General features: G+C 64.9%; 20 protein-coding genes. 5 read left to right on the top strand and 15 right to left on the bottom strand.

The features are described from left to right. The 3 genes from manD to AB4Z38_RS23355 form a co-directional block, all read right to left on the bottom strand. On the bottom strand, positions 1-1,212 hold the full coding sequence (manD, locus tag AB4Z38_RS23365; RefSeq protein WP_441431911.1) for a D-mannonate dehydratase ManD: 1,212 nt from the start codon (positions 1,210-1,212) through the stop codon (positions 1-3). 69 nt (positions 1,213-1,281) lie between these two features. Next, the gene (locus AB4Z38_RS23360) at positions 1,282-2,316 is read right to left on the bottom strand and encodes an L-idonate 5-dehydrogenase (protein WP_441431910.1); all 1,035 of its coding nucleotides are present in this window, start codon (positions 2,314-2,316) and stop codon (positions 1,282-1,284) included. Next, positions 2,313-3,719 carry an MFS transporter gene (locus AB4Z38_RS23355; protein ID WP_441431909.1) on the bottom strand — a complete coding sequence of 469 codons (1,407 nt, stop codon included), beginning with the start codon at positions 3,717-3,719 and terminating at the stop codon, positions 2,313-2,315. Before AB4Z38_RS23355 ends, AB4Z38_RS23360 begins: the two co-directional genes overlap by 4 nt. A gap of 175 nt (positions 3,720-3,894) precedes the next feature. On the opposite strand from AB4Z38_RS23355, the gene AB4Z38_RS23350 reads away from it, so the two are divergent. After that, positions 3,895-4,620, top strand: coding sequence for a GntR family transcriptional regulator (locus AB4Z38_RS23350; RefSeq protein ID WP_441431918.1), 726 nt, complete (start codon positions 3,895-3,897; stop codon positions 4,618-4,620). A 22-nt stretch (positions 4,621-4,642) separates the two neighbouring features. On the opposite strand, the gene AB4Z38_RS23345 is transcribed toward AB4Z38_RS23350, so the two are convergent. From AB4Z38_RS23345 to AB4Z38_RS23335, 3 genes are all read right to left on the bottom strand, one after another. Beyond that, on the bottom strand, positions 4,643-4,915 hold the full coding sequence (locus AB4Z38_RS23345) for a hypothetical protein (RefSeq protein ID WP_441431908.1): 273 nt from the start codon (positions 4,913-4,915) through the stop codon (positions 4,643-4,645). 32 nt (positions 4,916-4,947) lie between these two features. Beyond that, on the bottom strand, positions 4,948-6,387 hold the full coding sequence (locus tag AB4Z38_RS23340) for an amidase (protein WP_441431907.1): 1,440 nt from the start codon (positions 6,385-6,387) through the stop codon (positions 4,948-4,950). A 117-nt stretch (positions 6,388-6,504) separates the two neighbouring features. Next, positions 6,505-7,938 (bottom strand): FAD-dependent oxidoreductase, encoded by a 1,434-nt coding sequence (locus AB4Z38_RS23335; protein WP_441431906.1) that lies wholly within the window; start codon positions 7,936-7,938, stop codon positions 6,505-6,507. Positions 7,939-8,124: 186 nt separating this feature from the next. Here AB4Z38_RS23335 and rarD point away from each other — a divergent pair, with 186 nt between their 5' ends. Next, positions 8,125-9,141: an EamA family transporter RarD gene (rarD, locus tag AB4Z38_RS23330; RefSeq protein ID WP_441431905.1), complete on the top strand. Its 1,017-nt coding sequence runs from the start codon at positions 8,125-8,127 to the stop codon at positions 9,139-9,141. Between the two features lie 122 nt (positions 9,142-9,263). Here the strand turns inward: rarD and gabT are convergent, their stop codons facing one another. Next, complete coding sequence (gene gabT / locus AB4Z38_RS23325; protein WP_441431904.1) at positions 9,264-10,619, bottom strand: 4-aminobutyrate--2-oxoglutarate transaminase; 1,356 nt, start codon at positions 10,617-10,619, stop codon at positions 9,264-9,266. Between the two features lie 104 nt (positions 10,620-10,723). Further along, complete coding sequence (locus AB4Z38_RS23320; protein ID WP_236812411.1) at positions 10,724-12,154, bottom strand: gamma-aminobutyraldehyde dehydrogenase; 1,431 nt, start codon at positions 12,152-12,154, stop codon at positions 10,724-10,726. Positions 12,155-12,298: 144 nt separating this feature from the next. On the opposite strand from AB4Z38_RS23320, the gene AB4Z38_RS23315 reads away from it, so the two are divergent. The 3 genes from AB4Z38_RS23315 (at position 12,299) to AB4Z38_RS23305 (ending at position 15,837) form a co-directional block, all read left to right on the top strand. Next, the gene (locus AB4Z38_RS23315) at positions 12,299-13,741 is read left to right on the top strand and encodes a PucR family transcriptional regulator (protein WP_441431903.1); all 1,443 of its coding nucleotides are present in this window, start codon (positions 12,299-12,301) and stop codon (positions 13,739-13,741) included. A gap of 153 nt (positions 13,742-13,894) precedes the next feature. Then, positions 13,895-15,160 carry an MFS transporter gene (locus tag AB4Z38_RS23310; RefSeq protein WP_441431902.1) on the top strand — a complete coding sequence of 422 codons (1,266 nt, stop codon included), beginning with the start codon at positions 13,895-13,897 and terminating at the stop codon, positions 15,158-15,160. Beyond that, positions 15,157-15,837 carry a FadR/GntR family transcriptional regulator gene (locus AB4Z38_RS23305; RefSeq protein ID WP_441431901.1) on the top strand — a complete coding sequence of 227 codons (681 nt, stop codon included), beginning with the start codon at positions 15,157-15,159 and terminating at the stop codon, positions 15,835-15,837. The genes AB4Z38_RS23310 and AB4Z38_RS23305 overlap by 4 nt, the downstream gene beginning before the upstream one ends. A gap of 141 nt (positions 15,838-15,978) precedes the next feature. Here AB4Z38_RS23305 and AB4Z38_RS23300 read toward each other — a convergent pair whose 3' ends face one another. The 7 genes from AB4Z38_RS23300 to AB4Z38_RS23270 form a co-directional block, all read right to left on the bottom strand. Further along, on the bottom strand, positions 15,979-17,358 hold the full coding sequence (locus tag AB4Z38_RS23300; protein WP_441431900.1) for an MBL fold metallo-hydrolase: 1,380 nt from the start codon (positions 17,356-17,358) through the stop codon (positions 15,979-15,981). Positions 17,359-17,512: 154 nt separating this feature from the next. Next, positions 17,513-18,979: an FAD-dependent oxidoreductase gene (locus AB4Z38_RS23295; protein WP_441431899.1), complete on the bottom strand. Its 1,467-nt coding sequence runs from the start codon at positions 18,977-18,979 to the stop codon at positions 17,513-17,515. Positions 18,980-19,077: 98 nt separating this feature from the next. Next, on the bottom strand, positions 19,078-20,334 hold the full coding sequence (cobA, locus tag AB4Z38_RS23290) for a uroporphyrinogen-III C-methyltransferase (RefSeq protein ID WP_441431898.1): 1,257 nt from the start codon (positions 20,332-20,334) through the stop codon (positions 19,078-19,080). Positions 20,335-20,419: 85 nt separating this feature from the next. After that, on the bottom strand, positions 20,420-21,454 hold the full coding sequence (locus AB4Z38_RS23285; RefSeq protein WP_441431897.1) for an LLM class flavin-dependent oxidoreductase: 1,035 nt from the start codon (positions 21,452-21,454) through the stop codon (positions 20,420-20,422). Between the two features lie 111 nt (positions 21,455-21,565). After that, positions 21,566-22,417 (bottom strand): transglutaminase family protein, encoded by an 852-nt coding sequence (locus AB4Z38_RS23280; protein WP_441431896.1) that lies wholly within the window; start codon positions 22,415-22,417, stop codon positions 21,566-21,568. Next, positions 22,414-23,340, bottom strand: coding sequence for an alpha-E domain-containing protein (locus tag AB4Z38_RS23275; protein WP_441431895.1), 927 nt, complete (start codon positions 23,338-23,340; stop codon positions 22,414-22,416). Before AB4Z38_RS23275 ends, AB4Z38_RS23280 begins: the two co-directional genes overlap by 4 nt. A 45-nt stretch (positions 23,341-23,385) precedes the next feature. Then, positions 23,386-23,847: circularly permuted type 2 ATP-grasp protein (locus AB4Z38_RS23270; protein ID WP_441431894.1), on the bottom strand; the 462-nt coding region annotated here is incomplete at its 5' end.

Below are 23,847 nucleotides of genomic sequence, written 5' to 3'. Positions count from 1 at the left end.
TTACCAATCGTGGACGGAACCGTCGAGGCGGCGGTTGATAGGCAGGTATTTCGGATCGAAAGGGAAGGTCAGCGCTGCTTCTTCGTCGAATTCCACTCCGAGGCCGGGAGCGTCGCCGGGATGCATGTAGCCGTCAGTAAAGGTGTAGGACGTCTTGAACACCTCGCCCGCCGGGTCCCTGTGCCCCATGTATTCCTGGACGCCGAAGTTCGGGATGCTCATGTCCACGTGCAGGGCCGCGGCGAAAGAGACCGGCGAAAGATCGCCGGCACCGTGCGAGCCGGAGCGGACGCCGTAGAGGTCCGCGAGCGAGAAGATCCTCCGCAGGTGCGTGATGCCGCCGGCGTGTGAAACCGAGGTGCGGATGTAGTCGATGAGGCGTTCGGTGATGAGCTGCTGGCAATCCCAGATGGAGTTGAAGACCTCCCCGACGGCGATGGGCGTCGTCGTGTGTTGGCGGATCAGCCGGAACGCCGATTGGTCCTCCGCCGGGGTGGGATCCTCGGTCCAGAACGGACGGTACTGCTCCAACGAGGCCCCAAGCCGTCCCGCCTCAATGGGAGTCAGCCGGTGATGCACATCGTGGAGGACATGTACGCCGTAGCCGAACTGTTCGCGGACATGTGCCATCATTTTCGGCGCGAAGTCAAGATAGGAGGTGGTCTCCCACATGTCTTCTTGGGGGACATTGCCGCTGGCGGGCTCGTATGTCTTGCCGTCAACCGGCGCGATCCCGTACGTCTTTTCCAGCCCTGGAACCGCCGCCTGTGCACGGATCGCCTTGTAGCCGAGGTCCAAGTGATGCTGGAAGTCGGCGCTGAGGTCATCCAGCGTCGATCCGCTCGCGTGGCCGTAGACCATGACGCCTTCACGAGCGGCACCGCCCAGCAGTTCGTAGACCGGCATGCCGGCTGCCTTGCCCTTGATATCCCAAAGCGCGACGTCGATGGCCGCGATCGCCGTCATGGTCACCGGGCCGCGGCGCCAGTAAGCGCCCTTGTAAAAGTACTGCCACGTGTCCTCGATACGGCGCGCGTCGCGGCCGATCAGCAGCGGGCAGAGGTGCTCGGACAGGTAGGACGCGACAGCCAGTTCGCGGCCGTTGAGCGTGGCGTCGCCGATGCCGGTGATGCCGTCCTCGGTTTCAATAACGAGCGTGACGTAGTTTCGTCCCGGAGACGAAACCACCACCCGTGCGTCGGTGATCTTCAATGCTTTTGGTCCTTTGCGTAGCTGGCAATAGGTGTCGTTTTGAGCGGTCAAAACGACACCTATTGCGAGTCAGTTGGCTTGGCTCAGCTGCAGCATGACTTTGCTGCTGCCGGATGTCGGGTCTGTGGCCGCCCTCATGGCTTCGGCGGCCTGGTCAATGGCGAATTTATGCGTGATCACGGGTGAAACATCCAGGCCGTTGGCCATGGCGAGCACGGCGTCGCTGATTTCGTCCACGAAACGGTACGAGCCGATCCACGTGATTTCACGCGTCACCAGATCACCAATGGCCGAAAGGCTCGGGGCGCCCGGAAGGTTGCCTACCTGGACAAGGGTTCCGCCACGGGCGGTGGCCTTGAGGACGCTGCCGAGGACTCCGGGGATACCAGAGGCCTCAAAAACCAATTCGACGTCGTCGGGAAGCGCGCCGCCGCTTGCGACATTGCGCACTTCGTCGGCCCCCATGGCCTTCGCGATCCGCAGCGAGGCGTCGTTGATGTCCGCCGCGACGACCGTCCTGGCGCCCGCGTACTTGGCAGCAGCAATCACCAGGGAACCGATCGGACCCGCACCGTTCACCAAGACGTCCCGCCCAGTGAGTGATCCCGCCCTACCGACGGCGTGCATGGCGACCGCGAGCGGTTCAGCGAGCGCACCGCGCAGGGTATCGACGCCGTCGGGCAGGGACCGGAGTTGCGATGCCCGGACGCGCTTCCGTTCGCTGAAGCCACCGTCCGTATGCGGGTCAAAGGCGGCCGAGCCGAAGTACCGGATATGCGGATACAGGTTGGTGCGTCCGGCCAAACGCTCGGGCATAACGCCGTCGCCTACCAGTTCCGCGGGATGTACCGTGACGGGCTGGCCGACGTCGAAATTCTCGACGCCGGCCCCCAGCTGCGCGATGCGGCCGGCAACCTCGTGGCCCAGGACGAGCGGCGACTTCAGCGTCGCTGTTCCAGACGCGCCGTGCTTCCAGTAGGACAGGTCGGAACCACAGATCCCGCCCCACTCGACGTCGAGTACCACTTCTCCGGGCCCTGCGACGGGCTCGGGCCGCTCATCGATGCGGAGATCGTTCGCGCCGTGGACTACTACCGCTTTCATACGGCGTCTTCCAGGAGGACCATGTCACGGCCACGGACTTCCGGTCCGACGGCGGCGGAAACCAACGTAATCAGCGAGTAGCCGATAAGCATCGCAGCCAGCGGCCACCACTGACCGGTGACGGCGGTCAGGGTCGCAGCCAACAGCGGACCGATGGCGGTGGCGAGGATGCCGCCGATCTCCTTCGCCAACGCCAGCTGGGTGAAGCGGGTGCGGGCTCCAAAGAACTCGGCCATGGTGACGCTCTCCATCGAGAAGAGGCTGAGCACGCCAAGGTTAAGGCCAATGACCATGCCCGTCGTGATGACGGCGGGGTTTCCGCTGGTAACCATCAGCATCATGGGGATGGCAAACAGCGCGCTCAAGGCGCTGAGGACCAGGTACAGGGGCCTGCGTCCGAAGCGGTCGCCCAGGAGACCGATCAACGGGATGGTGACGAAACCCAGCAGGGAACCGTAGACGATGGCCGTGGTGCCTACCGTCTTGTCGACCAGCAGCACCGTCGCGAGGTAACCGACCAGGAACGTCTGGACGAGGCCGGAGTTGCCCGCTTGGCCAAACCGCAGGCCAAGGGCGATGAGGAAGGCCTTGCCCTTGCGCTGGTGGAGTGCGGCTTCGATAGTGCTGGTGGCCTTTTTGCTGTCCTTGGCTTCGCGAACAACGTCCTGCTTGGACATGATGTCCTGCTTGGACAGGGCAACTCCGTTAACGACGTCGGCACGCTCTTCGAACACCGGGCTTTCCTTGAGGGAACGGCGAATCCAGATCGCGAAGATCATGAGTACGAAGCTCGCCAGGAACGGGATACGCCAACCCCAACTGAGCAATTGGTCCTGGGGAAGGGCAGCAACGAGGACAGCCCAGAGCGCTGAAGCGCCAAGGGTTCCGGAGTTGGTTCCGAGGCACACCAAGGAGGAAATCAGGCCGCGACGGCGGGCGGAGGCGTATTCGGTGAGCATGACCGTTGCCCCGGCAATTTCGGCGCCGGCACCAAAGCCCTGGATGAGGCGCAGCGCGACGAGCAGGATCGGTGCCCAAATACCGATCATCGCGTAGGTGGGAAGCACGCCGATCAGGGTGGTGGACGCACCCATGAGTGCGATGGTGATGAACAGGACCTTCTTGCGGCCGATCCGGTCACCCATGCGGCCGAAGTAGATCGCACCGACGAGGCGGGCCACATATCCGACGCCGTAGGTCGCCATTGCGGCGATCAAGCCGATGACCGGGCTGACGTCCGGGAAGAAGATCTTGTTGAAGACGATGGCCGCTGCCAGCGAGTAGAGCTGGAAGTCCATGAATTCCATGGCCGTACCGAGCCATCCGGAAACGGCAACCTTCGCGAGGTCGCCCGTGCTCCTGGTAGTTGGCTTGACGGCGGGTGGGGCAAAGCTCTCGGTCATCAATTGCTCCTTTGCAGGCGATGAAAAGCGAAATGGAGGAATCTCGGATGGGATTGACAGCCTTGGTAATGCCCTCGAAACGAGGCCTCAAGAAGATGGGTCCGGCTGTTCTGTTACTACCATACAAGCACTACCATTCTAGTCTGTCAATGGATATTAGACTGGACCCGTGGCTATGAAGAAACCAGCAAATGAAGAGGCGCCCAGGCTCTCGGTGCGTGACCGGACCCTGGACACCCTCCGGCGTCGAATCATTTCGCTCGAGCTGCGGCCCGGTGAGCCTCTGTCCGAAAATGAACTCGCCCAGGAGCTAGGGGTCAGCAGGACGCCTGTCAGGGAAAGCCTGATTCTGCTGCGCGAAGAAGGTTTGGTCCAGGTCTTCCCGCAGATCGGTTCGTTCGTCTCCCTGGTGGATCTCGGCAGGGTCGCCGAAGCCCAGTTCGTCAGGGAAGCCATCGAGTGCGCTTCCCTGGTTGACGCCGTCGTTGATCGCGACGGAATTGCGGGGCTCCGCGAAATCCTCGAGGACCAACGAGGTGCCGAGGCCGCCGGCGATATAGACGAGTTCTTCAGGCTGGACGAGGACTTCCACCGCGAACTGCTCCGCCTTGCAGGCCACGAAACAGCATGGACCGCAGTCAATTCAGCCAAGGCTCATTTGGACCGTGCACGACGACTGAGCCTCATCGACACCCGGCCGGTGTCCACCTTGATCGAGCAGCACACCGCAATCGTGGACGCGCTGGAGACCAACGATCCCGCCAGCGCCGACAATTCGCTGCGGATCCACTTGCGAGGCGTATTCGACGACGTCAAGCGCATCCAGGCCGCCACCCCCGAACTGTTCTCCGACGGCACCGCGCCGCGCCCGATCCGCCGGAGCATCGCCCGGCTGGCCTAGGGATTGGCTTCCGCGGGGCGGGTTACTCCGGGTGGAATTCGTACGACTCGACATCGCCCAACGCTTCGATCCGGGGTTCAGGCAGGCCGACTTCCGCGACGAGTTCCGCGAAACTGTGGCCACGGCTGAAGCGGTCAAACGTTGCCCTGTCCGGACAGGTGTCGTATACCGAGATGCCACCCTCGGTGGATAGGCATACATGGATCTTCAACGCACCAGGTGGCAAGAGCCCCACCATGCGCTTGTGACGTTCCAGCAGTTGAGCGGGATCTCCGTCGAAATGGTAGACGCCCATGAACATTGCTTCTCTCCTGTCTTGCTTCAGCTTCAGAGCGGTGCAGCCAAGGTCCGTGCGAGGGCTTCAGGTTTGCGGTCCGCCCAAGGTGCGGCTTTCTCAAGCTGGCCCGCCAGGCGAAAGAGCGTGGCCTCGTCCCCGAAGCGGCCAAGGAAGGACATGCCCACCGGCAGGCCGGTCGAATCGACTCCGAGTGGCACCGACATAGCCGGGTTGCCCGAGATGTTCGCGTACTCGCCGTCGAACATGAGGAAGCGGCCGGCTTCGCGCTCGCCGCGCAACGGTTCTTCCTCGGTGCCTCGCAGCGTTCCCAGGGGCAACGGTGGCCAGCCGACGGTGGGTGTCATCCAGACGTCGAATTCCTCGAAGAATCCAGCCAAACGACGGCTGAAGCGCTGCAATTCCTCCATGCCAAGGAGGTATTGCCCGCCTGTCACGGCCCGCGAGCGCTCAAAATTGGCTACGGTGAACGGCTCGATCTCACCGGCTTCCGGCGACCTGCCCATCCTCTGCGTCCAGTACGCCTCAATCCAAGCGATCGCGCCTCCATAGACGGCCCTGACCGCCCGGTGCCCGGCCCGCCCCAGGCTCTCGGGATGCGCTTCCGTGACAGTGTGGCCCAGCCCGGCGAGCAATTCCACGGTTTCCTCGAACACGCTCAGGTAGTCCGGATGCACTTGCTGCCCCGAGTTGGGCGTCGCGGTTGCGGCGATGCGGAGCTTTCCAGGAACAGTGCCGGCCTCAAGCAGGAAGGGCCGGGCCTGGGGCGGCGCCCAATATGGATCACCGGGCGACGGACCTGCCGTCGCGTCGAGGAGTGCCGCCGAATCGCGCACGCTCCGGGTCAGCGCATGTTCCACGGCGAAGCCCCCGGCCACGTCGCCATACTCTGGGCCCATGGGAACCCGTCCCCGGGTCGGCTTGAACCCGAAAACCCCGCACCATGCAGCCGGGTAGCGAAGGGATCCGCCAAGATCATTCCCGTGCGCCATGGGGACCATTCCAGAGGCGACGGCGGCGGCGGACCCGCCGCTGGAGCCGCTCGTGGACAGCCCCAGGTTCCAAGGGTTTCGGGTGGCACCATGCAAGGCCGGCTCGCAATGCGGGCTGAGCCCGAATTCCGGCGTGTTGGTCTTCCCGAGGATGGCAAGTCCGGCCTGGCGGTACCGCCGCACAAGCTCCTGGTCCTGGCTTGAGACGTTGTCCTTCAACCAGCGGGAGCCTTCGGTGAAGGGCGCTCCGGCGATCTCCAGGGACAGGTCCTTCACCAGGAAGGGAACCCCTGGAAACGGTGTGTCAGGGGCCTGGTCGGCCGCTCCAGGTTCCAAGTGCGCGACCACGCAATGCAGAACCGGATCGATCTCCCGGATACGGTCGCGGCCGGCGTCGAGCAGTTCACTCGGCGAAATCGCGCCGCTCCGCACCAATTCTGCCTGCCCGACCGCGTCAGTCCAGCGGAGCTCCTCGTCCATGGCTCATTTTAGGCCTCCGGCGGACGAGGGAGTTAGTCCCGGGCCGCTAGGCGCGCCGTCCGCTAGCCGCTAGGCGCGGTGCGCTAGCGGCTAGGCTCTGTCCCGAACCGTTAGCCGTTAGCCGCGCGAGATCTCGATCATGTCCTCGCGCGGGACCACCTTGATGCGTTCGCGCACGACGCCGGCGTCCGGGTTCTCGGCGGTCCATTCGGCGCCTAGGGCTACTTCGTGCGCATCGAGCTTGTTCCAGCCTTCCCAGGTGGTGTACTCGATGCCCCGCTCTTCAAGGAGGTTGATGATGGCCTGCGGGTCCGGGTTTTCGGCCGGGGGCAGCGTGAGGCGGTCCTCCAGGAGACAGCCGATCGTCTCCAACGCGTCGCCCTTGGTGTGCCCGATCAGGCCGACGGGTCCGCGCTTGATCCAGCCGGTGGCGTAGATGCCGGGTACCGGTTTGCCGTCGGCGTCCAGTACCCGTCCGCCGTCGTTGGGAATGACGCCGCGGCGGGCGTCGTACTCAAGCTCGTCCAGCGGGGAACCGTGGTAGCCGATGGCACGGTAGACGGCCTGGATCGGATAGTCCACGAACTCGCCGGTGCCTTTGACGTTGCCTGTGCCGTCCAGTTTCATGCGCTCGAACTTGACGCTGGAGACCTTCCCGGAGCCGTCCTCGGAAACGATCTCCACCGGGCTGTGCAGGAAATGCAAGTGCAAGCGGCGCGACGAGGGCTGCTCGGCTTCGGCATGTTCCTCGACGAGCCAGTTGGTCAACGTGTTGACCATGGTCTTGATCTGGTTGTTGCTGCGGATGGCCTCGTCAGAGGCTTCGTCAAACTCGAAGTCTTCCGGGTACAGCACAATGTCCACGTCGTTGGAGTGCGAGAGCTCGCGCAGTTCCAGCGGAGTGAACTTGATCTGGGCGGGGCCGCGGCGTCCGAAGACGTGCACGTCCGTGACCGGGGAGGCTTTGAGGGCGGCATAGACGTTGTCCGGGATTTCGGTCACCAGGAGGTCGTCGGCGTGCTTGGAGAGCATGCGGGCCACGTCCAGCGCGACGTTGCCGTTGCCGATGACTGCCACTTCCTTGGCATCCAGCGGCCATTCGCGGGGCACGTCCGGGTGTCCGTCATACCAGGAGACGAAGTCGGCTCCGCCGAAGGAGCCTTCCAGCTCGATTCCCGGGATGTTCAGGTCCGCGTCCTTGATGGCCCCCGTGGAGAAGATCACCGCGTCGTAGAAGGAGCGGAAGTCGTGCAGCGTGAGGTCGCGGCCGTAGGTCACGTTGCCGAGGAAGCGGATGTCTCCGCGGTCAAGGACCTTGTGAAGCGCGTTGACAATGCCCTTGATGCGGGGGTGGTCGGGCGCCACGCCATAGCGGATCAGGCCGTACGGCGCGGGGTATGCCTCGAAAAGGTCGATGCTGACCTCGACGTCGCCGTCCTTGACCTCGTTCGATTTGGTCAGGATATCCGCGGCGTACACGCCGGCCGGCCCTGCGCCGACAATAGCGACGCGCAATGGACGTTTTGAGGTGGTTTCGGCCGAGTTGGACACCGTGAACCCTTCTGAGACGGGAATCCGCCCCGCGTGGTGGGGCGCGCAGTTTCCAATTCTAGTTCTCAGTTGTGGCCGGAGTGGCAGTACGTGGCGGGAGGTGACACAACCGCGCGAGGAAACTCACAATAACTTTCCGGCCGTACGGTCAGGAATACCTTCGCAAAATGTGATGTTGTTGACTTTGTGTCTACGCCCGAGCAAACCGTGCCTGCCCAGTCCGCCTCCAGTGCTTCCAATGCTTCGAATGCTTCGGCTGCAGCCGCCGCCGCTGCCACGGCCAAGAAGGAGACGACGGCGGGTGTGGTGTTCGGCATCGGGGCGTACGGCCTGTGGGGCCTGCTTCCGCTCTACTTCCTGGTGCTGCAACCCGCCGGAGCGGTCGAAATCGTCGCCAACCGGGTGGTGTGGTCGCTCATTTTCTGCGCCCTGCTCATCACCGTCACCCGGACATGGCGCCTCCTCGGCAATGCCTTCAGGGACCGGGCCGTCCTCGGACCGCTCGCCATTGCCGCCGGACTGATCGCCATCAACTGGCTGACCTACACCTTCGGCGTCACCACCGGACATGCGGTCGAAGCCTCGCTCGGCTACTTCATCAACCCGCTCGTGTCGGTGCTCCTTGGCGTGTTCGTCCTGAAGGAAAAGCTCCGCCCGCTCCAGTGGGCCGCCGTCGGGATCGGCTTCATCGCCGTCGGGGTCTTGACGGTTTCCTATGGCAAGCTGCCGTGGATCGCCCTGGTCCTGGCGTTCAGCTTTGGACTTTACGGTTTCGTGAAGAAGCGCGTGGGGCCCAAGGTCAACGCCATTACGAGCCTCACCGTGGAGACCGTGGTCCTCGCGCCGATCGCAGGCGCCACCATGATTGTCCTCGGCCTCACGGGAGCCGGAACTTTGGGGAGCAACGGACCGGGCCACTTCTGGCTATTGGCGGCTTCAGGCATCATCACGGCCGTGCCGCTCCTGTTCTTCGGTGCCTCCGCGCGCCGCCTGCCCATGACCACCATCGGCCTGCTGCAATACTTCGCGCCGGTCCTCCAGTTCATCGTGGCCCTGGCCGTCTTCCACGAGGCCATGACGCCGGACCGCTGGGTTGGCTTCGGGATCGTGTGGCTGGCGCTGCTGCTCCTGACCCTCGATATGCTGCGCACGGCACGCAAGAACTCGGTCATCAGGAAAAGCGCACGGCTCAGCGCGGCCTGAACAGCTTCCCAACTCCCGCGCCCGCGAGGGACATGCCCCCCGTTAAACACCAAGGATGGACATAGTCACACTATGTCCATCCTTGGTGCGTAGAGGTGGGCATGTCCACCTGAAGGTTGTGGCTAAGCGTTGGCCTTGATGGCCGCTGCCAGGACCTCGAGGCCGTCCAGGAGCAGTTCGTCGCTGATGACCAGCGGCGGCAGCAGACGGATCACGTTGCCGTAGGTACCGCAGGTCAGGATGATGACGCCTTCCTGGAGGCACGCGGCGGCGACAGCCTTGGTCAATTCCGCGTTCGGTTCCTTGGAGCCGGCCTGGACCAGTTCGATCGCCAACATGGCACCGCGTCCACGGACGTCGCCGATAACGGAAAGTTCCGAAGCGAGCTCACGCAAGCGGCCGAGTGCGATGTCCTCGATGTGTCGGGCGCGGGCGTTGAGGTCGTGCTGCTCCATGGTGCCGATGGCAGCAAGAGCTGCGGCGCAGGCAACCGGGTTGCCACCGTAGGTGCCGCCGAGCCCGCCCGGGTGGACGGCGTCGAGCAGGTCTGCGCGGCCGGTGATCGCCGACAGCGGGAGGCCACCGGCGATGCCCTTGGCCATGGTGATGATGTCCGGGACAACACCCTCGTGGTTGACGGCGAACCATTCACCCGTGCGGCAGAAACCGGACTGGACCTCGTCTGCGATGAAGACGATGCCCTTTTCCTTGGCCCATGCGGACAGTGCCGGCAGGAAGCCTTCGGCGGGGACAATGAAGCCGCCCTCGCCCTGGATCGGTTCGATGATGATCGCGGCAACCTGGTCGCCGCCGATCTGCTTTTCGATCATGGTGATGGCGCGCTTGGCGGCCTCGGCACCGGTGATCTCCGGGTTTTCCTCGCGGAACGGGTAGCTCATCGGCATGCGGTAGACCTCGGGCGCGAACGGGCCGAAGTTGGTCTTGTACGGCATGGCCTTGGCGGTGAGCGCCATGGTCAGGTTGGTACGTCCGTGGTAGGCGTGGTCGAAAGCGACGACGGCGTCACGGCCGGTTGCCAGGCGTGCCACCTTGACGGCGTTCTCTACTGCTTCGGCGCCGGAGTTGAAGAGCACCGTGCGCTTCTCGTGGTCGCCCGGGGTGAGGCGGTTCAGCTGCTCGGCGACGGCGACATAGCCCTCGTAAGGCGTGACCATGAAACAGGTGTGGGTGAAGTGCGCTGCAGCGTCCTGGACGGCGGCGACGACGGCGGGATCCGAAGCGCCAACGCTCGTCACGGCGATGCCGGAGCCGAGGTCGATGAAGGAGTTGCCGTCGACGTCGCGGATGATGCCGCCGTCGGCGTCCTCAACGTAGACCGGCACGCCCGAGGACACGCCGGCAGCGACGACGGCCGCGCGGCGCTCGTTCAGGGCCTGCGACTTGGGGCCGGGGAAGGCACCGTTGATGCTGCGCTTCTGGTCCAGGCGGTAGGTGATTTCATGTGCTGTTGCGGTCATGATGGTTCTTTCTTTCTAACTAATGCGTACCGTGTGCCGGATAAGGGGCCACGCCGGCAGGGTTCCCTGGCCGAAGCGCAGCGAGGTTAGGGTGCCGGTGGGGATCAGGCGTCCAGCGCACTCATCACGTGCTTGATCCGCGTGTAGTCCTCGACGCCGTACATGGACAGGTCCTTGCCGTAGCCGGACTGCTTGAAACCGCCGTGGGGCATCTCAGCGGTCAGCAGGATGTGGGTGTTGATCCAGACTGCGCCGAAGTCCAGGTCGCGGCTCATCCGCATGGCGGTGCCGTGGTCCGTGGTCCAAACGCTGGAGGCCAGGGCGTATTCGACGTCGTTGGCCAGCTCGAGAGCCTCGGCCTCAGTGGTGAACTTCTGGACGGTGATGACGGGTCCGAAGGTTTCCTTCTGGACGACGTCGTCGCTCTGCTTCGCGCCGGTGATGATGGTGGGCTCGAAGAAGAAGCCCTTGTCACCCGCACGGTGGCCGCCGGTTTCGATCTTGCAGTTGGCCGGCAGGTGCTCCACGACCGAGTTCACGGCGTTGAAGTGGTTCACGTTGTTGAGCGGGCCGAAGTAGTTTTCCTCGTCGTTCTGCGAACCGGTATGCAGGGTCTTGGTGTGCTCCACCATGGCGGCAACCACGTCGTCGTGGATGGAATCTTCAATCAGCACGCGGGTGATGGCCGTGCAGTCCTGGCCGGCGTTGAAGAAGGCGAATTCGGCGATGGCCGCTGCGCTCTTCTTGATGTCGGCGTCCTTGAAGACGATGGCCGGGGCCTTGCCGCCAAGTTCCAGGTGGGCACGCTTGAGGCCCTTTGCCGCCCCGCTGGCCACGGCAATGCCGGCGCGCACGGAACCCGTGATCGAGACGAGGCCCGGGACCTTGTGCTCCACCATCATGGAGCCGGTGGCCGCGTTGCCGAGGACCACGTTGAGAACGCCGGCCGGGAAGATCTCCCCCGCCAGACGGGCCAGGACCAAGGTGGACTCCGGAGTGGTGTCGGAGGGCTTGAGAACAACAGTGTTGCCTGCGGCGAGGGCGGGGCCGATCTTCCAGATGCCCATGAGGAACGGGTAGTTCCACGGTGCAACCTGGGCGACGACGCCGATCGGTTCGCGGCGTACGTAGGAGGTGTGGCCCTCGAAGTACTCGCCGGCGGACTTGCCTTCCATGATGCGCGCGGCGCCGGCGAAGAAGCGGAGCTGGTCTGCACCAGCGGCAACTTCCTCGGATGCGATGAGGGCGCGGACCTGGCCGGTGTTGCGGTGTTGTGCCTCAACGAGCTCGTCACTGTTGGCCTCGATGGCATCAGCAAGCTTGAGCAGCATGAGCTGGCGCTGGCCAGGCGTGACATGCTTCCAGGACTTGAAGGCTTCCTTCGCCGCATTCATGGCCGCATCGACGTCGGCCGCCGTGGAGATAGGCGCATGAGCGACGATCTCCCCGTTGGTGGGGTTCACGATGTCAAGCAGTTCGGTGCCTGCCGGCGTGACGAACTCGCCGTTGATGAAGTTCTGCAAGGTTTGGACCACGGTGTACAACCTCTTTCGGTGTCTAGGCATTGGTTGCAGCTGCTCCGAGCCTATGCCAGCACCCCGCGGCGCGGAATAGTCAGGTGCACACCTCGACCACCCCGACTTAGTGCGATTGACCAGTGCCGGGATATCCTTTTTGGCATGGCAATGTCACTCGCCGCGCTCGTCGCCGTCACCTCTCTTCGGCTCCGCAAAGCCGGTCTCGCGGAAACCACCTGGAACGAAGATATCCGCTGGGTGGCCGTGACCGAGCAGGAGGATCCCCAACGCTTCCTGAATGGCGGCGAGTTGATCCTGACCACAGGCCTCAGGCTCAACGGGGCCGCGGAACAGCGCCGCTTCGTGCGCCAGGTCCAGCGCGCGGGAGCCGTCGGCATCGGCTTCGGCACCGGACTGACCCACGAGTCCGTGCCCCCTGCCCTCATTGCAGAAGCGAACCGCTGGGGCCTGCCCCTCGTGGAAGTCCCGTATGAGACCCCGTTCATTGCCATCGGCAAACTCGTGGCCGATTCCCAGTCCGCTGACCACTACTCCAAGCTGGAGCGCCTTATCGCCGGCCACCAGATCCTGGCCAGGGCCCTGCTGACCGGCGGCGGGCTCGGCGAATTGCTCAAGCAATTGGGCAGCATGCTCCGGACCGACATCGCGCTCACCCAGTTCAGCGCCCAGCTCTACAACAGCATGGCCGGCAACCCCGCACCCACCGCCGACGACTGGGCGTCCTTTCCCATCCCGACGGGCCGCCGCGACGCCTGCACCCTATGGATCAAGCAGCCTTTCGGCGACACCGGAATTGTCAGTTATGCGCAGAACCTGATCAGCGTGGAACTCAACAACATGGTCAAGCAGCGCCAGAGCCAGCGGGCCTTGGCAGGCCAGGTGCTGGACGATGTCATCCACGGAACCCTGGACACGGTGGAGGGCGCCCGCCGCCTGGCCGGCGTCGGAATCAACAGCACTCGAAAGAACGTGGTGCTGCTGGTGGTCTCCGCTGCCCACCACAAACAACTCAGCAGCACCTCGCTTCCGCAATCGCTCGACGGCGGGGTGACCGCCGTCGTCGGGAAGGACCTGGTGACGGTAGTCCCCGACGACGGCAGTTCCGCGAGCGCGCTCGCGAAGGATCTCAGTGATCACCTTTTGGAAGCGGGGATCCACGCGGTGATCGGGATCGGCGGCGCCTACACGAAGCCGAACGGCGTGCGCTGGAGCTACTTCGAGGCGCGCGACGCCGTGGCGCACGGCCTGCCGGTCAACGAACCTGAGCGGCTCAGCCTGACCTCGTTGTTGCTGGCGAGCGAGGATGTGCCGTTGGCCGACATGGCGAGCGAGGCGCTCACTCCCCTGCGCAAGTTCGACGCCGCGCACGGCTCCGAGCTCGTTCCGACCCTGGAAAGCTACCTCAACCACAATGGTTCGGTGGCCGCCGTCGCCGAAGCCCTGACCCTGCACCGCAATACGGTGCGCTACCGTTTGGCGCAAATCACGGACCTCACCGGTTACGACCCTGCCCAGACGCCGGACCGGGTGCAGTTGTGGCTTGCCCTGGCCGTGCAGCGACTGGGAGCGCGCAACCCGCGCTGAGGTTCCTGGCCGCCGGCCCAACTGACTCGCATTTGTTGTCGTTATAGGCCCCCAAAACGGCATTAACTGCGAGCCAGTTGGGCTCCCACGGCGGCTTGGAGAGATTCACCACAAAACTTCCCGTGTCAAACGTCAAACGTCTAACCTTTAAACATGGTCCCAACTCACCCGACTCCCCACGCAACGGAAGCAACAACTGTGCCCACCAGCGGCGGTACGGTAGCGCCGAAATCCCGGGTGGTCGCCGTCGTCGGGATCGTCGCCGTCATCCTGATCGGCCTGAACCTGCGCGCCGGCATCACGAGCGCGGCGGCGCTGTTCCATGATTTGCAGGCATTCCTCGGCTACGGGGCGCTCGTCGCGTCGATTCTTCCGTCCATCCCCTTGCTGTGCTTCGCCGTCGCAGGGCTGGGCACCTCGTGGCTGTCGCGCCGGATCGGCGTCGAGAAGTCGATCTTCGTGGCGCTGGCCATGCTGGCTGCCGGGCTCCTGGTCCGCAGCATCCCAGCGACCGGCGCCCTCCTCGCCGGAACGGTGCTGGCGATGTCCGGACTGGCGGTGTGCAACGTGGCCATGCCGTCGTACATCCGGGAGCACTATTCAAGCAAGACCTCCATGATGACCGGCCTTTACACCTTCACGATGTCCGGCGGCGCCACCTTCGCCGCGGCAGTCAGCGTGCCGTTGGCCCAACAGCTGGGCTCGCCGTCGATGGGCCTGGCCGCATGGGGCCTCCTTGGCGTCGCCGCACTTCTTGGCTTCCTTCCCATGGTCCTCCACACCCATCGCACTTCACGGAAGGCGAACCAGGAACACGTATCCATGTGGCCGCTCCTTCGCACCCGGCTGGGATTCCTCATCACCTCCATCTTCACGTTGCAGGCCCTCCTGGCGTATGCCGTGATGAGCTGGTTTGCCTACATCCTGACGACCCAAGGACTCAGCGCCTCCGAGAGCGGCCTCCAGTTCGGACTCATGCAGCTGGTTTCGGTGGCCGCCGGCATGATCCTGCTGGCCATCGGCTCGCGGCCCGGCATGATGCGGCCGGCTCTGTACCTGGGTAGCGGCACCACCCTTCTGGCGATCCCCGCAATGCTGTTGCTGCCGACGTCGTTCGCCTCGGTTCCCGCCGTGATGTTCGGTTTCGGCCTGGGCATCTTCCCCCTGGTCCTGGTGATCATCAGCCGCAGCGGGCGTACGACGGCGGAGACCACCGCCATGTCCACCGTCGCCCAGTCCGTGGGGTACTTGATTGCGGCTTTGGGACCGTTCGGCATGGGCCTGCTCCACAGTGCCACCGGAGCTTGGACCCTCCCCCTGGCGCTCCTTGCCGTTGCGGCCCTGGCCCTCATGGTGACGTCCCACCTGCTGACCAGCAAACGCACCCCGATCAAGGCCGGACCAAGGCCCGTGGCATGAGCCTGACACCTTCGCACCGGCCCGCCTTGGCCGAGGAAGTCACCAAGCAACTGCGCGGCATGATCCAGTCCGGGGAGTGGCCCCTGCAGGAAAAGATTCCGGCCGAGCCGGAGCTCATGGCCTCGCTCGGAGTCTCCCGCGGGACACTCCGCGAAGCCATCAAGGCCTTGGCGCACAGCGGCATGCTGGAGGTTCGCCGGGGGGACGGCACCTATGTCCGGGCCACCAGCGAGATCTCCGGCGCAGCCCAGCGCATGTACAAGGAACACACGCAGGAGCACGTAGTCGAGGTCCGGGTCGGGCTCGACACGCAGGCCGCCCGGCTGGCGACAAAGCATGCCACGGCCGAGGACATCGCCGCCATGCGGGCCCTTCTCCAAGTACGCCACGACGCATGGCTCGCCGCCGACTACCCTGCTTGGGCCCGAGCGGATTGGGATTTCCACGAACGGGTGGCGCTGGCCTCAGGCAACCCCTTGCTGCACCAGTTGTATGTGTCCTTCGGCGGGGTCTTCCACGACGATCTCCTGCGCCAACAACGCAAAGCCGGCTTCAACGGCATCCCGCACGAGGGCCACGACGAACTCGCCGACGCCATCGAAGCACGCGACGAGGCCGCCGCCGTCGCGAGCGTCTACCGCAACCTGGACTTCGCCGCAGAGTGGATCAACAACTGACGCGCGCTCACATCTGACGGGGTTTCCCCCGACGCCCGCTCACATCTGACGGGGTTTCCCCCGACGCGCGCTCACATCTAGTGAGCGAGCGTCCGCCGGAAATGCCCCAAAGGTGAGCGAGCGTCCGCGGTGGCCCGGCATTTAGGCCGGAGCAGTGCCCGTCAGCTCGACGCCGGCATTGGCTGCCTCGCGGAAGAGTGCGTCGATGAGCACGACGTCGCGGCCGGCACGGTGCAGCAGGCTTGCGGCGACGCTGGCACGGTAGCCGGAGGTGCAATGCACCCAGATCCTGGCAGTCGGAAATTCGTCCAGCCGGAGCAAAAGCTCATGCAATGGAACATTCACTGCCTTGGATACATGGCAGGCGGCATATTCCTCGGTGCGGCGCACGTCCAGCACTGTTTCGCCCGGGGCTTGGTCCCGTACGAGCCCCGCCCAGTCGGTGATCGGATACTGCACCAGAGAAGCGTCTGGTGCCAGAGCCCCGGGATCCTCGCCGACGGCGGCGTCCGGGGAGTCGAATCCGATTCTTGCGAGGTCGCGGATGGCCTTTTCGACGTCGTCGTGGGCACCCAGCAGGGTCAGCGGCTGGTTCCATGGCAGGACCCAACCGAGGTAGCTCGTAAAGCTCGATCCCGTCCCGTATTCAAAGGCCACACTGCCGCGCAGGTGGTTCGCGGCGAATGCGACCCGGTTGCGCAGGTCCACCACCCATTCTCCGGCCTCAAGCCTGCGCTCCAGTTCCGCGGATTGCACCGAGTCCGGCACGTCGAGCATCGCGGGACCCGGTCCCAGGGCGTTGATCGGGCTCATGTGCGCGTAGTAGCTCGGGTAGGCCGTGATATTCGCCAGGAGGTGCCTCACAAAGTGGTCTTCGTCCGGGTCCGTGAGCGCATGGTTGGTGGCGGCTTGCTCCCTGATCGTCGAGGCGGGGAGCCTGCTCGCAGGACCGATGGAGCAGAACGAACCGAAGCCATGGGTGGGATACAGGATCGCGTCCGGTGCTGCCTCGGCAACAAGCCGCCGGACCGAGGCGTATTGGTCATGGGCCAGTCCGGCGGTGTCCTCCGGACCAATCAAGTCCGTCCGGCCCACCGAACCGTAGAGCAGGCTGCCACCGGAGAACACGGCTTGCCGGACGCCAATGCCGGCGTCGGGGTCCGAAACTATATAGGCCAGATGCGTGTGCGTATGGCCCGGGGTTGCCACTGGCTTGACGGAAAGTCGGCCTACCTCGAACGCCTGCCCCGGAACAACCGGCTCACGCTCAAACGCCACGTTGTCCGCGGCGTTCACCAGGTATCGGGCGTCGTGGTGCCGGGCAAGGATGAGGCCACCCGTGAGGTAGTCGTTGTGGAGGTGGGTCTCAGCGACATGGGTGATGGTCACACCGGCGTTTCGCGCTGCCGTTTCGACCCGGTCGGTATCGCGCTGGGGATCGATCACAAGCGCCACCGTGCCGTCATGAACGAGGTAGCTGCGGTCCCCCAATTGGGTCGTTTCGACGACGACGACGTCCATGCGCAGAGTCTAACCCCGATAACACGCAACGCGGGGTCATTTAGCGCCCATTCCGGTGCTCCGGATGGGCGCTAAGTGACCCCGCGTCGCTGGGCCCCCCAGCCTCGCAAGCTCGGCCAGGGAACCCTGCGGATGTGGGCCCCCGTTGCTAGAACTAGACCTGTGCGGCCACGCCGTCGCGGGAAATGTCTACCATGTCCTCACGCGGCACAACCTTGATGCGTTCGCGCTTGACCTCGACGCCGTGGGATGTACCCGCTTCGGAAGCGGCGGCGCCCAAAGCAAGCTCGTGGGCATCCAGTGCCAGCCAGCCTTCCCAGCTCGTGAACTTCACGCCGCGGGCGTCCAGGAGCTCGACGACGGCGTCCGCCTCGGGAACGGCGGCCAACGGCAGGTTTTCGCGGTCTTCCAGGAGGTACGTGACCGTCTCCAGCGCGTCACCCTTGGTGTGGCCGATCAGGCCGACGGGACCACGCTTGATCCAGCCCGTTGCGTACAGGCCGGGAACGTGCTCGCCGGAAGCGTCCAGCACGCGGCCGCCGTCGTTGTTGACGACCCCGCGCCGGTGGTCGAACTCGACGTCCGGCAGGGCGGAACCGAAGTAGCCGATGGCGCGGTATACGGCCTGGACCGGGTAGTCGACGATCTCGCCGGTACCGCGCGCATTGCCCGTGCCGTCCAGCTCGGTGCGCTCGAACTTGATCGCGGCAACCTTGCCCGGGGTCTCTGCGGAGTCCACGATCTCCACCGGGCTGTGCAGGAAGTGCAAGTGCAGGCGGCGGGAGGCCTTGAGCTCGGAGAGGTCTTCGGGCTGCTCGGCGATCCAGTTGGTGAGGGTGCCCACCATGGTCTTGGTCTGGTTGTTCGTCTGGATCTGGCGGTCCGACTCTTCGTCGAACTCGAAGTCCTCGGCGTAGAGGATGATGTCCACGTCCTTGGAGTGGGACAGCTCGCGGAGCTCGAGCGGGGTGAACTTCACCTGTGCCGGACCGCGGCGGCCGAAGACGTGCACGTCGGTGACCGGGGAAGCCTTGAGTCCCGCGTAGACGTTGTCGGGAATTTCGGTGACCAGGAGGTCGTCGGCATGCTTGGAGAGGACACGGGCAACGTCGAGTGCCACGTTGCCGTTGCCGAGCACGGCCACGGACGTGGCTTCGAGCGGCCATTCGCGGGAAACGTCGGGGTGGCCGTCGTACCACGAGACGAAGTCGGCGCCGCCGAAGGAGCCTTCAAGCTCGATGCCCGGGATGTTCAGGTCCGCGTCCTTGATGGCGCCGGTGGCGAAGATGACGGCGTCGTAGTGCGTGCGCAGGTCTTCGATGGAGATGTCAGTGCCGTAGTCGACGTTGCCGAAGAAGCGGATGTCGCCGCGGTCCAGGACCTTGTGCAGGGCGTTCACGATGCCCTTGATGCGCGGGTGGTCCGGGGCAACGCCGTAGCGGATCAGGCCGTAGGGGGCCGGGTAGCGGTCGAAGAGGTCGATGCTGACAGTCAGCTCGCCGCTCTTGACGGCCTCGCTCTTGGTCAGGATGTCAGCTGCGTAGACGCCGGCCGGGCCGGAGCCGACGACGGCGACGCGCAGCGGACGTGCAGCGGTTCCTACGGTGGTGCTAGATGACACGGCTGTGTTCCTTTTCAGTGTGCTTCCCAACTAGCTCGCATTTGTTGTCGTTTTGAGAGCTCATAACGACACCTACTGCGAGCTAGTTGGGTGAGGGGCTAGGGGGTAACGACGCGGGGCTTGTTGGGGCTCAGGGTGCTGTAGTCAGCGGTCTTGAAATGTTCGGGGGCAAACGGGCTGACACGCACCACGTCGCCGATCACAATCACTGCGGGATTTGCGACGCCGGTGGCCTCGGCCTGGTCTGCAATGGTTGCCAAAGTGCCGATCGTGACGCGCTGTTCGGGCATGTAGCCGTTCTCTACGATACCTACTGGCGTGTCCAAGGGCATTCCGGATTCCGCGAGGGCAGCGGCGGATTCGCGGAGTTTTGCGACACCCATGAGCAGGATCACGGTGTGGTCGGGCCGGGCCGGGACTTCGGACAGTTCCTCGTGGCCGGTCACCACGCTGAAGCCCTTCGCGAGTCCACGGTGCGTCACAGGAATCCCAGCGGCCGCCGGCACGGAGATCGCCGACGTGACACCGGGAACCACTTCAACCTCGACGCCGTTCTGCCGGCAGAATTCCGCTTCCTCGCCGCCGCGGCCCAGGACATAGGGGTCGCCGCCTTTGAGCCGGACCACGCGGTGGCCGGCCAGGGCTTCCTCGACGAGGATCTGGTTGATTTCCAGTTGGGGCACGGGGTGGTGCCCGGGGGCCTTGCCGACCTCGATCACACGGACGTCCGGAGCAAGTTCCTGCAGCAAGTCGCGCGGCCCGAGGCGGTCCGCGACGACGACGTCGGCCTGGCCCAGGAGGCGACGGCCGCGGACGGTGATGAGTCCGGAGTCGCCAGGCCCGCCACCCACGAGGGCGACGCTTCCGGTGGAAGCACGACGACGGCGAAGCGGCAGGTCTCCCGTCTCAAGTGCGGTGGCAACTGCGTCGCGCAACGCCATGGCGCGGCGGGGGTCTCCCCCGGCGTTGATCGCGATCTTCACATCGTCCACTACTGCGACGGCGGGGGTCCAGGCAGCCGAGGCTTCGTGGTCCGAGGCGTTGACGCACCAGATGCGCTGCGCCTCGGCGTCGGCGGCTACCTGGGCATCCACAGCGGCAACGCCGGTGGCGGTCTGGACGAACCAGACGCCGTCGACGTCGGAGGGAAGGTAAGTGCGCGGCTTCCAGGTGAGCAGGCCGGAGGCGGCGAGTTCGCGGAGCGCGTCAGAGGCAAGCGGCGCGACCACGGTCACCCGGGCGCCGGCGTCGAGCAGTCCCTTGGCGCGCCGCGCAGCCACGGGTCCGCCGCCCACCACCAGCACCGGGCGGCCAAGCAGCCGCAGGGCTGTGGGGTAGATGTCCTGTATTGCCATGAAAAAACTGTAGGGCCGGGCCGTAACATGCTTCAAAGGTCCGGAAACACCAGTTCACGCTAGGTAACCCGGCGTCACATTACGCCTAAGCGCTGGGCGTCTCCCACCCGATCGCCGGAGCGACGTATTTGGCGATGTTGCCCAGCAGCTTGATGTTGTATTCCACCCCGAGTTGGTTGGGCACGGTAATCAGCACCGTGTCCGCAGCTTGGACCGCGGCATCCTGCGCGAGTTCCTCGGCCAAGGCATCGGGTGGGCCGACGTAGCTCTTGCCGAACCGTGACAGGGCACCGTCGAGCATGCCCACTTGGTCCCGGTTTTCCACCTGCGCGCGGAGTCCGAAATAGCGTTCGTCCTCGGCGTCCACTACGGGAATGATGCTGCGGCTGACCGAGACTCGCGGCTCAAAACCGTGTCCGGCTGCTGCCCATGCCTCCCGGAACATGCTGATCTGTTCGGCCTGGAGCTGGTCGAAGGGAACCCCGGTGTCCTCGGTGAGCAGGGTCGAGCTCATGAGGTTCATGCCTTGTTCCGCGGCCCAGACGGCGGTCTTGCGGGTGCCGGCGCCCCACCAGATGCGCCGCGGCAACCCGGACGACGTCGGCTGGATCGGCAGGAGGCCACGGCCGCCACCCATGAATGAAGGATCGGCTTCGGCCACTCCATGGCCCGCGATCGCATGCCGGAACACTGCGGTGTGGCGGCGGGCCATCGCGGCGTCGTCCTCACCCTCGGCAGGCGCGTAGCCGAAGTACCGGGCGCCGTGCAGGGCCGGCTCGGGTGAGCCACGGCTGATCCCCAACTGGAGCCTGCCTTGGCTGATGAGGTCCGTGGCCGCGGCTTCCTCGGCCATGTAAAGGGGGTTTTCGTAGCGCATGTCGATCACGCCCGTGCCCATTTCGATCCGGTTGGTCCGCGCCGCTATGGCAGCCAACAGGGGGAACGGCGAGGCCTGCTGGCGCGCAAAGTGGTGCACGCGGAAGAAGGCTCCGTTGATGCCGAGTTCCTCGGCCGCCACCGCGAGGTCGATCCCCTGGAGCAAGGCGTCGCCGGCCGAAGGAGTCAGCGAGCCTTGGACGGGTCCCCAATGGCCGAAGGAAAGAAAACCGATTCGTTTCATGCCCGCATCAACCACGGGGCAAGCCGGGGAATTCCTTGAGGGCCGCGCCAAGCGGGCGCGGCCTCCGGAACAAGCAGGGCCCGACGGCGGAAGTCGCCGGCTGGCCCCCGCTCAGGTGAGCCTGGTGATCTGGACCTGCACGCTCAAGACCGAACCCCCGCCGCCGGAAAGAATCCCCCGAACGGGCGCAACGTCACGGTAGTCCCGGCCGCGAGCCACCGTCACATGGAGGTTGCCTGCCGGTTTGTGGTTGGTGGGGTCCCAGCTGCGCCATTCGCCGTCCCACCACTCAAGCCACGCATGGGACTGGCCGGCAACGGTCTCCCCGACGGCCGCACCGGGGACCGGGTGGATGTAGCCCGATACGTACCGGGCCGGAATGCCCAGACTACGCAAAGCCGCAATCCCCAGGTGGGCCAGGTCCTGGCAAACACCCTTGCGCTGTTGCCAGACCTGCTCGGCATTGGTGCTGACGCTGGTGACCCCCTTGACGTACTCCATGTTGGCCCGCATCCATTCCATAACGGCAGGGGCCGCTTCCACGGGTTCCAGGCCCGCCGTCACTCCAGCCACCGCCTTACGGATCTCCTTGCCGATCGCCGTGAGTTGCGAAGGCGTAATCCACTCGCTGAAGGCGTCGGTGGTGGTGCTGGATCTGATCTCGTCCCAGCCAAGTCGGGACGTCGGCGGCGGCGGGCCGGCGCCGCGGTCCACCTCGACGGTGGACACCGCAGTCACTTTCATCTCGCCGTGCCGGTGCTGCATGTCGAACGTGCTCACCCGGGAACCCCAGTAGTCCCGATAGCTCCCGACGGCGGCCTGCGACGGCGACACTTTCAGCCTGGATTCCAGCACCACCTGCTGGGCATCGCTGAGGGGCGTCAACCTCGCCTCGTTGTAGGACCGGGTCACGCTCTTCTTGTATTTGTATGCCGTGGTGTGCACGATGCTGAGGCGGGTCATGAGACTTCCCCTATCCATTCGAGTTCAGAGGCCTGGTTGAAGTATTTGCGGGAGACAGCCTCGGAGGCTTGACTGACCGCTCTCTGGACGCGATCCATGTGCTCCGGCAGTTCCTCAAGGAGGTTGTCCGTGCGGTGGAACTCCAGGAAGGTGCGGGCCTGCCCCACAACGCGCCGGGCGTCGTCGATGAAGCCTACCCGTTGCGCAGAGGGATCCAGCTTGGAAAGGCACTCTTCGGCGTCCCGCAGCGCGTACACGATGGAGCGGGGAAAGAGCCGGTCCAGGAGGAGGAATTCGGCAGCATCCTGGTCTCCGGAGGAGCCACCCCGGTTCCGCAGGAATGATTCGTAGGCCCCGGCGCAATGGAGCATGTTCACCCATGAGAGGCTGCCGGAGAGCAGGTCCCTTGTAGAGAGCATGCGCGCTGTCATATCGGCGCGCTCCAGGGAGCGCCCCAACACCAAGAAAAGCCAACTGTCGTCGTGGCTGACCGTTGAGTCGGCGGAGCCGGAGACCATAGCGGTACGTTCAAGCACCCAATGGCAGAAACGGTATGTTCCTACCAGGTCCTTGCGCTGTTTCTTGAGTCCGTTGTGGGTGGTGTTCAGTCCTTCCCAGAGGCTTGACGATACTGTTTCCCGGGCGCGCCTGGCGTTCTCCCGGGCGGCGGAGAGCGATCCTGCGATGGACGTGGGGCTCGCCTTGTCATGGGCCAGGCATTTGAGGAGCCGATCCAGCGTCACGGCCTCCGTCCCGGGGTCCGAGCCCATCAGGGCCAGAAGGTTCCTTGAGACGCGGTTCTGCTCGTCTTCACCCAAGCCATTGAGGCGTTCGAGGTGGACGTCCAGGATCCTGGCCGTTCCGTCGGCCCGTTCCACATAGCGGCCGATCCAGAACAGCGATTCAGCGATACGGCTGAGCAAGTTTCTACCTCCTGTGGCTACGGATAGGGGTGGTGGTACCTTCATTCATTGGTCAGCGCCGTCCCGCCAGTTGCTTTCGACGGGCCAGACCGAGACCTGTTCACGGACCGTGATGGAGGACCGGGGCAGCTCCGCTGCGGGCAGTTGCGGGGAGTCCGAGAGCACCCAGGTGTCCTTGGACCCGCCGCCCTGGGACGAGTTCACGATCAGCGAGCCTTCCTTCAACGCCACCCGGGTCAGCCCGCCGGGCAGCACCCACACGTCGTCGCCGTCGTTGACCGCGAACGGACGCAAATCCACGTGCCGGGGCCCGAAACGGTCCCCCGAGAGCGTCGGCACGGTGGAAAGCTGCAACACGGGCTGCGCGATCCAGCCCCGCGGATCCGCCAGCACCCGCTTCCGCAACGCCTCCAGCTCCTCCCGCGAAGCATCAGGACCGATCACCAGGCCCTTGCCCCCGGACCCGTCCACCGGCTTGACCACGAGTTCTCCGAGCCGGTCCAGGAC

This window comes from Arthrobacter sp. 2RAF6 (genome assembly GCF_052115205.1).
Taxonomy (GTDB): domain Bacteria; phylum Actinomycetota; class Actinomycetes; order Actinomycetales; family Micrococcaceae; genus Arthrobacter.
This window is presented reverse-complemented; position numbering and strand designations above follow the sequence as displayed.

What these genes read in the sequence shown, in the direction of transcription:
- AB4Z38_RS23360 (WP_441431910.1), bottom strand. Translation starts at nt 2,316, where the DNA reads ATGAAAGCGGTAGTAGTCCACGGCGCGAACGATCTCCGCATCGATGAG.
- AB4Z38_RS23355 (WP_441431909.1), bottom strand. Translation starts at nt 3,719, where the DNA reads ATGACCGAGAGCTTTGCCCCACCCGCCGTCAAGCCAACTACCAGGAGC.
- AB4Z38_RS23350 (WP_441431918.1), top strand. Translation starts at nt 3,895, where the DNA reads ATGAAGAAACCAGCAAATGAAGAGGCGCCCAGGCTCTCGGTGCGTGAC.
- AB4Z38_RS23345 (WP_441431908.1), bottom strand. Translation starts at nt 4,915, where the DNA reads ATGGGCGTCTACCATTTCGACGGAGATCCCGCTCAACTGCTGGAACGT.
- AB4Z38_RS23340 (WP_441431907.1), bottom strand. Translation starts at nt 6,387, where the DNA reads ATGGACGAGGAGCTCCGCTGGACTGACGCGGTCGGGCAGGCAGAATTG.
- gabT (WP_441431904.1), bottom strand. Translation starts at nt 10,619, where the DNA reads ATGACCGCAACAGCACATGAAATCACCTACCGCCTGGACCAGAAGCGC.
- AB4Z38_RS23315 (WP_441431903.1), top strand. Translation starts at nt 12,299, where the DNA reads ATGGCAATGTCACTCGCCGCGCTCGTCGCCGTCACCTCTCTTCGGCTC.
- AB4Z38_RS23310 (WP_441431902.1), top strand. Translation starts at nt 13,895, where the DNA reads ATGGTCCCAACTCACCCGACTCCCCACGCAACGGAAGCAACAACTGTG.
- AB4Z38_RS23305 (WP_441431901.1), top strand. Translation starts at nt 15,157, where the DNA reads ATGAGCCTGACACCTTCGCACCGGCCCGCCTTGGCCGAGGAAGTCACC.
- AB4Z38_RS23300 (WP_441431900.1), bottom strand. Translation starts at nt 17,358, where the DNA reads ATGGACGTCGTCGTCGTCGAAACGACCCAATTGGGGGACCGCAGCTAC.
- cobA (WP_441431898.1), bottom strand. Translation starts at nt 20,334, where the DNA reads ATGGCAATACAGGACATCTACCCCACAGCCCTGCGGCTGCTTGGCCGC.
- AB4Z38_RS23285 (WP_441431897.1), bottom strand. Translation starts at nt 21,454, where the DNA reads ATGAAACGAATCGGTTTTCTTTCCTTCGGCCATTGGGGACCCGTCCAA.
- AB4Z38_RS23280 (WP_441431896.1), bottom strand. Translation starts at nt 22,417, where the DNA reads ATGACCCGCCTCAGCATCGTGCACACCACGGCATACAAATACAAGAAG.